This window comes from Roseateles sp. (assembly GCF_036404855.1).
In the GTDB taxonomy this organism is placed as follows: domain Bacteria; phylum Pseudomonadota; class Gammaproteobacteria; order Burkholderiales; family Burkholderiaceae_C; genus Pelomonas.
In genome coordinates, this window is sequence record NZ_DASWYS010000174.1 from 1 (window position 1) to 7,940 (window position 7,940).

The following is a 7,940-nucleotide window of genomic DNA, read 5'->3' on the forward strand; positions in this document are numbered from 1 at the left end:
GCCGAGAAATAGGGCGAGGCCGAGGGCAAGCCAGGTCATCGAGATCTCCCAGGGGGTCAAGTCTGGCGGTCGACGCGCAACGCGAGCACGACCGAGCTGTTGGTGCGCAGTACGCCGTCGATGTCGCCGATCTCGTCGAGCAGCGCATCGAGCCGGGCCGTAGTGTCGGCGCGCAGCAGCGCCATGTAGTCGAATTCACCGCTGACAGAGGCGAGCTGGCGCAGCTCCGGCAGTTCTGCTAGGCGCTTCACGACCTCTCGCCCCGCCTTGGGGCTGACGGTGATGCCGACAAAGGCCTGCACACTGCGCCCGGCCTCGTCACCGCCCAGCCGCGCCGTGTAGCCCACGATGCGACCGTTGGCCTCCAGCCGCGCCAGCCTCGCGACAACGGTGGTGCGTGCCACGCCCAGCTTTCGCGCGAGCAGGGCGGTGCTCTCCCGTGCGTTGGCTTGCAACAGCAGGATCAACCGGCGATCGAGTTCGTCGGCGGGCTGGCTGGTGTTTACCCGTGATTCATCCATAGTGGCGAATCATCGCGACGAATCGTCGATTCAGCAATTGATTTCGTCGAACTATTGCTTTCTTTCGTCATCAACGCTGCCTAGAGTGCGGGTCAACTGAAACCCTGCCTGGAGCACCCCATGAAGATCGCCCTGCTCGGCGCCGGCCACATCGGCCAGACCATTGCCCGCCTGCTGCACGCCACCGGCGACTACCAGGTCACCGTGCTGGACAAGAATGCCGGCTACCTGAAGACGCTGGCCGCCGAGGGCATCGCCACAGCCGAGGTCGACAGCGACAACCGTGCTGCGCTGGCTGCCCAACTGCGCGGCAAGGACGCTGTCGTCAACGCATTGCCATATCACCTGGCCATCACGGCCGCCGAGCTGGCGCTGGAGTGTGGCTGCCACTACTTCGACCTGACCGAGGACGTGGCCGCGACCAAGGCCATCAAGGACATGGCCAAGGGGGCCAAGACTGCCTTCATGCCCCAGTGCGGCCTGGCTCCCGGCTTCATCGGCATCGTGGCCCACCACCTCGCCAGCGGCTTCGACTCGGTGCGGGACGTGCAGATGCGTGTCGGCGCGCTGCCGGCGTTTCCCACCAATGCGTTGAAGTACAACCTGACGTGGTCGGTCGACGGCCTCATCAACGAGTACTGCCACCCCTGCGAGGCCATCCACGAAGGCGAGACCATCGCTGCGTTGCCGCTGGAAGGCCTGGAGCATTTCAGCCTGGACGGCACCGAATACGAGGCCTTCAATACCTCTGGCGGCCTGGGTACCTTGTGCGAAACCTGGGCGGGCAAGGTGCGCAACCTGGACTACAAGACCGTGCGCTACCCCGGCCACCGCGACCTGATGCAGTTCCTGCTGGGCGACCTGGGCCTGAAGAACGACCAGGGCAACCTGAAGGACATCATGCGCAAGAGCATGCCCGCCACGATGCAGGACGTGGTCCTGGTCTTCGTGACCGTGTCAGGCCAAAAGAACGGCGTACTGCTGCAGGAAGTATTCGCACGCAAGATCTTCGCGACGCGCGATGGCGCGCAGCCTTTGAGTGCCATTCAGATCACGACCGCCGCCGGCATCTGCGCTGCCGTGGACCTGTTCCGCGAAGGCAAGCTGCCGCAGAAGGGTTTCATCCGCCAAGAGGAAGTCAAGCTGCCGGACTTCCTGGCCAACCGTTTCGGATCGGCTTACCAACAAAGCCGTCAGGTGGAATCCATCTCGTAAAGAATGCCCACCATGAAGCAAGAGACTCTCTCCGTTCTCGACGCCCTGGGCGTCCACCTGCCGCCCAGCGGCGACCTGACCGTGCGCTCGCCCATCGACGGCAGCGTGCTGGCCCAGCTCCCCACCGGCACTGCCGCCGACATGAAGGCTGCCGTGGGCCGTGCGCACGAGGCCTTCAAAGCCTGGCGCGTGGTGCCGGCGCCCAAGCGTGGCGAGCTGGTGCGCCTTTTCGGCGAAGAGCTGCGCGCGCACAAGGCCCAACTGGCCCAGCTGGTGTCCATCGAGGCTGGCAAGGTCACGAGCGAAGGCCTGGGCGAAGTCCAGGAGATGATCGATATCTGCGAATTCGCCGTCGGTCTGTCCCGCCAACTGCACGGCCTGACCATCGCCAGCGAGCGCCCCGGCCATCGCATGATGGAACAGTGGCTGCCGCTGGGGGTCGTCGGCATCATCTCGGCGTTCAACTTCCCGGTGGCCGTGTGGGCCTGGAACTCCGCACTGGCGCTCGTGGCCGGCGATGCCTGCGTCTGGAAGCCTTCCGAGAAGACGCCGCTGACCGCGCTGGCCACGCAGGCGCTGTTCGAGCGCGCGCTGAAGGCATACCGTGCAGCCGGCCATGCCGCGCCCGACGGCTTGTCGGAGCTGGTCATTGGCCGTGCCGACACGGGTGAGGCAATGGTGGACGATGCCCGCGTGGCGCTGGTGTCCGCCACCGGCTCCACCCGCATGGGCCGCGCCGTCGGTCCGCGCGTGGCGGCGCGCTTCGGTCGCTGCCTGCTGGAACTGGGCGGCAACAATGCCATCATCGTGACGCCCAGCGCAGACCTGGACTTGGCCGTGCGCGGCATCCTGTTTGGCGCCTACGGCACGGCCGGGCAGCGTTGCACGACGACGCGCCGCGTCATCGCGCACGAGAGCATCCATGACGCCCTCGTCGAGCGCCTGGAGCGCGCCCGTGCGCAACTGCCCATCGGCTCGCCCGTCGAAACCGGTACGCTGATCGGCCCGCTGATCGATGCGCAAGCCTTCGACGCGATGCAGTCCGCGCTCAACGCGGCGCGTCAGCAGGGCGGCCAGGTCAGCGGCGGTGAGCGCGCGCTGGAGAAGCGCTTCCCGGATGCCTTCTACGCTGCGCCAGCGCTGGTGAGAATGCCGGCGCAGACCGAGGTGGTCTGCCATGAGACCTTTGCCCCCATCCTCTACACGCTGAAGTACAAGACGCTTGAGGAGGCGATCGAGCTGCAGAACGGCGTGCCCCAGGGCCTGTCCAGCGCGATCTTCACGACCGACCTGCGCGAGGCCGAGCGCTTCATGAGCGCGGCTGGCAGCGACTGCGGCATTGCCAACGTCAACATCGGCACGTCTGGTGCGGAGATCGGCGGCGCCTTCGGCGGTGAGAAGGAGACCGGCGGTGGTCGCGAGAGTGGTTCCGATGCGTGGAAGGCCTACATGCGCCGCACCACCAACACGGTGAACTACTCGAGCGAACTGCCTTTGGCACAAGGCGTGAAATTCGACGTCTGAGTCGAACTTCGTCGGGGAGGCCAAGAATTGGGCTATAGTCCGGCCTCCCTGAAAGCCCAGGTGGCGGAATTGGTAGACGCACTAGTTTCAGGTACTAGCGGGTAACTCCGTGGAGGTTCGAGTCCTCTCCTGGGCACCAAACGAAAAGGCCAGCACGAAAGTGCTGGCCTTTGCCGTTTCTGGGTCCGGGTAGCGAGTCCGGTGAACCCGGGAGTGCGGAGCGTGACCGAGCGCCCTTTCAATGGCCTTCCTTGGGCCGCTCAGCGCGTCGGGACGCCAAACCATCTTTCTTCGAACTCGGCGGCAGGCACACCCTTTCCAAACCACCACCCCTGGCCCCAATCGCAGCCCATCTTGCGCAGCGCCCGCATCTGCGTCTCGGTCTCCACGCCCTCGGCCACCACTTCCATGCCCAGCTCATGCGCCATCGTCACGATGGCCCGGCACAGCGCCAGTGCCTTGCCGCCGCCTTCCAGTCCGGCGACAAAGCTGCGGTCGATCTTCACCGTGTCGATCTCGTGATGCTGCAGATAGCTCAGCGACGAGTACCCCGTCCCGAAGTCGTCGAGGGAAATCGCCAGACCCGCAGTCCGCAGCGCCCGCAGCCGCTCCGCCACCGCCTCATCGCGCTCCAGTAGCAGGCCCTCGGTGATCTCGACCGCCAGCGCATTGCCCGGCAGTCCAAGGCCGCGCAGGTGCGTGACCCAGTCCGGTCGCATGCGGTGGCTGCGTTCGCTGAGGAACTGCACCGGTGACTTGTTGATGCTGATCTGAAAGCCCTGGTGACCTGCTGCGCGCCACGCCAGGGCCTGCGCTGCGGCCGTGCGAAAGACCCAGTCGCCGATGTCGACGATGAGGCCGCTGGCTTCGGCCAGCGGGATGAACTGCGTCGGGCTGACTGCGCCTAGTGTCGGATGCGTCCAGCGCAGCAGCGCCTCCGCCTTGCGCGGCGCCAGGGCCGGGTCTTGCAGCGACAAGATGGGCTGGTAGACCAGGCTGAACTGCCCGCCGGGCAGGGCCTCGCGCAGCTCGCTGGCGAGCCTGGCGCGGCGCTGTGCGGCCTCGTGAAGCGCCGGCGTGAACAGGCGCATGCGGTTGCGCCCTGCGCCCTTGGCTTCGTAGAGCGCCTGGTCGGCATGCTTGAACAGTGCTTCGATCTCCAGTCCGTCGCGCGGCGCGAGGCTGACGCCGATGCTGGCCGAGACATAGACGCGCTCGCTGCCGATGTCGAAGCTGGCCGACAGCGCTTCCAGCAGTTCGTGGCCGACGCGCTCGGCCGCCGCGGCCGCATCGCGTGCCGCCAGCAGCACGGTGAACTCGTCGCCACCCATGCGCGCGACGATGCCGCCGGACGGCATGCAGTCCTGCATGCGCGCGGCCACCTGCACGAGCAGCGCGTCACCAATGTCATGCCCCAGCGTGTCGTTGACCTCCTTGAAGTGGTCGAGGTCCACGAACATGACGGCCAGCTCCTCGCCGCGCATCGCCCGCAGGGCCAGGCCTCGCTCGATGCGCTCGCGCAGCGAGCGGCGGTTGGGCAGGCCGGTCAGCGTGTCCACTCGCGCCTGCTGCCACACCTGGGCTTCCTGGCGCTTTCGGTCGGTGATGTCGGTGTGCGTACCCACCATGCGCAGCGGCTTGCCCTCGGCGTCGCGTGCGATGACCATGCCTCGGCTGAGGATCCACTTCCACGTGCCGTCCTTGGCCAGCACGCGGTGTTCATTGCGGTAGAGCGGCGTGCGGCCGGAGAAATGGTCCTCCCGGTCTCGGTCCATCTGCGCGAGGTCGTCCGGGTGAGTGCGCGCATCGAAGGCTTCCGGAGTTGCATCGATGTCGCCCCGCTCGAAGCCGTGCAGGCGCAGGTAACGCTCAGAGAAGTACTCCACGCCGGCCTGCACATGCCAATCCCAGACGCCGTCGCCGCTGCTTTCCAGCGCGAGCTTCCAGACCTCGTCTGCATCGCGCAATCGCGCTTCGGCCGCATGACGGGCGCCGATGTCAGTGTGGGTGCCCAGCCACAACGTGGAATCCGGCAGCCGCTGGGCCTGGGCCAGTACCCACTGGTCGTTCAGGCGGTATTCCATCTCGAAGTGGCCCCTTTGCTGAGCCTCTGCCCAGCGCGCCTCAAAGGCCGCACGGTCATCCGCATGCAGCCATTGCGCCAGCCGTGTCGGCAGGGCGGGGCGGTTCAGCGCTTCGGCCAATCGCGCGTTCATCCACAGCAAGCGGCCCTGGGCGTCGGCCTGCCAGACCTGCTGAGGCAAGGCGTCGAGGAGCGAGGCAAAGTGGACGGGCTGAGGCATCGGCGATGGATACGGGACTCTGCCGAGACTGTATGCCCCCCGCGATAGGCCACAATCGCGCCGCCCGAGCCGTTCGGGCGCGTTTTTGGACGAGACCCCCCGCATGAACAAGACCGATCTGATCGAACACCTGGCCGCCAAGCACGAGCTGAGCAAGGCCGAAGCCGGCCGTGTCCTCGAAACCCTGCTGGACGCCATCGTTACCACCGTCAAAAAGGGTGGTGCCGTGTCGATCCCGGGCTTCGGCTCCTTCAAGCAGCACGCACGTGCCGCCCGCAACGGCGTGAACCCCAGCACTGGCGCGAAGATCAAGATTGCCGCCGCCAAGCTGCCCAAGTTCGCTCCGGGTGCTGGCTTCAAGGCCGCCGTGGACCCCAAGGCCGCTGCCAAGAAGGCTGCTGCCAAGCCCGCCGCCAAGCCGGCCGCCAAGGCCAAGAAGAAGTAATTCTTCGTGGCGATGAGTTCGCGCGGCGCCAGCCCCACCATCGTCGACGTCGCCCGCGAAGCGGGCGTGTCGATCAAGACGGTGTCGCGCGTGCTCAACCATGAGCCCGGCGTGCATGAAAGCACCCGGGGTCAGGTCCTCAAGGTGGTGGAGGCGCTGCGCTACCGGCCCAAGCAGTCGGCGCGCAGCCTCGCAGGCGGACGGTCTTTCCTGATTGGCCTGCTTTATTACGACCCCAGCGCGATCTTCGTCGGCAGCGTCCAACAGGGCGCCACGCTGCGATGCCGCGAGCTGGGCTATCACCTCGTTGTCGAGTCCCTGCACAACGATGCGCCCGATCTGCGCCAGCAGATCGACCGCATGGTGTTGGCGCTGCGACCGGACGGCATGATCCTGACGCCGCCGCTGTGCGACAACCCCGAGGTGCTCGCCGCTCTGCGCGAAAGCGGCACGCCTTGTGTGCTGATGTCGCCAGAGCGCGACTTGCGCGGCGTCCCTTCGGTGCGCATGGACGACGTCCATGCGGCCGAGGAGATCACCAACCTGCTGCTCAGCCTTGGCCACCAACGCATCGCCTTCATCAAGGGGCCGCCGGACCAGTCAGCCAGCGGCCTGCGCTACCAGGGCTTCGTCAACGCGCTGCGCGCGCATGGTCTGCAGCCGGATCCGGAGCTGATCCAGCCTGGCGCCTTCACGTTCGCCAGCGGTCGCGATGCAGCGCATCAGCTGCTGAGCCGCCGCCAGCGTCCAACCGCCGTATTCGCCAGCAATGACGACATGGCCCTGGGCGTGCTCGCCGCCGCCCAGCGTCTGGGCCTGGCCGTGCCAAATGAGCTGTCGGTCGCCGGCTTCGATGATTCGCCGACTGCGGCCCTCGTCTGGCCTCCGCTGACCACCGTCCGCCAGCCAGTCGCCGAGATGGCGCGGGCTGCCGTGGAGATGCTGGTCTCCGTTCAGCGGCCCGACATGGCCGGTCCGGCGGACGAGGCCGACCTGCACAAGGTGCTGCCGCACGAGCTCGTGGTCCGCGACTCGACGCGGGCGCGGTAACAGCCCGCGCGCTTCGCGCTCCCGAAACCCAGCCGGGCCCATCTGAAAGCGCTGCCTTCATCGAAGGGCGCCGCGGCCAATGCATATTGACAGCGTTGTCAATTGTCGGGCAAGATGAATCCATTGGATTGGCAAATCCAGTTCATCGCCCTCTCGATGGGCGACTCCCCAGGAGGCAATCCAGCAGGCCGGGCGGTGGTTCACCCCGGCCGTGCGGCCTCCCCTTGTTCGTCGTCCCGTTTCCCGCTGCCGCGCTTGCGGCTCATCTGCTCGCCATGAATCTTCTCGATCCCGCCGCCCTCGCCCAGTCCTTCCCGCCCGACTTCGTCTGGGGCGTCGCCACCAGCGCGGCCCAGATTGAGGGTGCCGCCTTCGAGGACGGCAAGGGGGCCTCGATCTGGGACCATTTCTGCCGCCAGCCGGGCCGAATCAAGGATGGCTCCAACATCGACGTCGCGTGCGACCACTACCATCGCTTCCGCGAGGATGTTGCGCTGATGCGAGGCCTTGGCTTGGACTGCTACCGCTTCAGCTTCGCCTGGCCGCGCGTGCAGCCCCTCGGGCAGGGCGCCTGGAACGAGGCAGGCTTCGCCTTCTACGACCGCCTCATCGACGAACTGCTCAAGGCTGGCCTGCAGCCGCATGCGACGCTCTACCACTGGGACCTGCCGCAGGCACTGGACGAAAGCATCGGTGGCTGGCTGTCGCGCGACATCGTGGCCCGCTTTGCCGACTATGCCGCCGAGATTGCACGACGCTTCGGCGACCGCCTGGCCAGCATCGCCACGCACAACGAGCCCTGGTGCACGGCGACACTGGGCTACGAAACCGCCCAGTTCGCCCCTGGTCACAGCAGCCGCGCCGAGAGCCTGCAGGTGGCCC

At 66.8% G+C, this 7,940-nt stretch carries 7 protein-coding genes and 1 tRNA gene; 6 read left to right on the plus strand and 2 right to left on the minus strand.

What is annotated here, in order from left to right; genetic code table 11:
• Positions 1-56 precede the first annotated feature (56 nt).
• Positions 57-521 (minus strand): Lrp/AsnC family transcriptional regulator, encoded by a 465-nt coding sequence (locus VGF12_RS11545; protein ID WP_331176187.1) that lies wholly within the window; start codon positions 519-521, stop codon positions 57-59.
• A gap of 120 nt (positions 522-641) precedes the next feature.
• On the opposite strand from VGF12_RS11545, the gene VGF12_RS11550 reads away from it, so the two are divergent.
• The 3 genes from VGF12_RS11550 to VGF12_RS11560 all read left to right on the plus strand — a co-directional run bounded on the left by VGF12_RS11550 (position 642) and on the right by VGF12_RS11560 (position 3,399).
• A complete protein-coding gene (locus tag VGF12_RS11550) occupies positions 642-1,736 on the plus strand; it encodes a saccharopine dehydrogenase family protein (RefSeq protein ID WP_331176188.1) in 1,095 nt (364 codons plus the stop codon).
• 12 nt (positions 1,737-1,748) lie between these two features.
• Positions 1,749-3,260 carry an aldehyde dehydrogenase family protein gene (locus VGF12_RS11555; protein WP_331176189.1) on the plus strand — a complete coding sequence of 504 codons (1,512 nt, stop codon included), beginning with the start codon at positions 1,749-1,751 and terminating at the stop codon, positions 3,258-3,260.
• A 54-nt stretch (positions 3,261-3,314) separates the two neighbouring features.
• Positions 3,315-3,399 (plus strand) — tRNA-Leu (locus tag VGF12_RS11560).
• 121 nt (positions 3,400-3,520) lie between these two features.
• On the opposite strand, the gene VGF12_RS11565 is transcribed toward VGF12_RS11560, so the two are convergent.
• Complete coding sequence (locus tag VGF12_RS11565) at positions 3,521-5,563, minus strand: putative bifunctional diguanylate cyclase/phosphodiesterase (RefSeq protein WP_331176190.1); 2,043 nt, start codon at positions 5,561-5,563, stop codon at positions 3,521-3,523.
• Between the two features lie 85 nt (positions 5,564-5,648).
• Here VGF12_RS11565 and VGF12_RS11570 point away from each other — a divergent pair, with 85 nt between their 5' ends.
• The 3 genes from VGF12_RS11570 to VGF12_RS11580 all read left to right on the plus strand — a co-directional run.
• Positions 5,649-6,008 carry an HU family DNA-binding protein gene (locus VGF12_RS11570; protein ID WP_331176191.1) on the plus strand — a complete coding sequence of 120 codons (360 nt, stop codon included), beginning with the start codon at positions 5,649-5,651 and terminating at the stop codon, positions 6,006-6,008.
• A gap of 12 nt (positions 6,009-6,020) precedes the next feature.
• On the plus strand, positions 6,021-7,058 hold the full coding sequence (locus VGF12_RS11575; protein ID WP_331176192.1) for a LacI family DNA-binding transcriptional regulator: 1,038 nt from the start codon (positions 6,021-6,023) through the stop codon (positions 7,056-7,058).
• Positions 7,059-7,333: 275 nt separating this feature from the next.
• Positions 7,334-7,940, plus strand: a 607-nt coding sequence (locus VGF12_RS11580) for a glycoside hydrolase family 1 protein (RefSeq protein WP_331176193.1), incomplete at its 3' end; no start/stop codon positions are given.